Source organism: Massilia sp. 01N410 (genome assembly GCF_056399665.1).
This window is the reverse complement of record NZ_JBFTRV010000079.1, coordinates 1-422: the sequence shown is the minus strand read 5'-3', so window position 1 is coordinate 422 and position 422 is coordinate 1. Positions and strand designations below refer to the sequence as shown.

Annotated in this window: 1 protein-coding gene; it reads left to right on the top strand. The window is 61.4% G+C overall.

The annotated features are described in order from the left end of the window. Positions 1-197: 197 nt before the first annotated feature. Positions 198-422, top strand: a 225-nt coding sequence (locus tag AC1DOP_RS27330) for a pentapeptide repeat-containing protein (RefSeq protein WP_477254431.1), incomplete at its 3' end; no start/stop codon positions are given.

Below are 422 nucleotides of genomic sequence, written 5' to 3'. Positions count from 1 at the left end.
GGGTAGTGTCGGGTCGGAGGTCATGCCTGAAGTGTGCACAATCATGCATCAACGTGCAAGATCGGGTATTGGCGGTGGCGCGTAAGGGTGGGATGTACACACTTCGGCTGCAGCGCTGGTGAATCCCACCCGAGCGCGTCCTGCCCATCGCCTTTCCAGCGCGGCATCATGGCAAGGCACCCGGCACGGAACCCTGCATGTCCTCCACTGTTCACCACAAGCTGCGCATCGGCGCCGATCAGTTCACCGGCCAGAAGGTGGTCGACCAGCAGTTCCTGGAATGCGATTTCTCCGGCGCTGACCTCACCGCCACCGAGTTCGTGAACTGCGTTTTCTACGATGCCGACACGCGCACCGGGTGCCGTTTCAGTGGTGCCACGTTGAAGGAAGCCAGCTTCCGCCAGTGCGACATCAGCATGTGC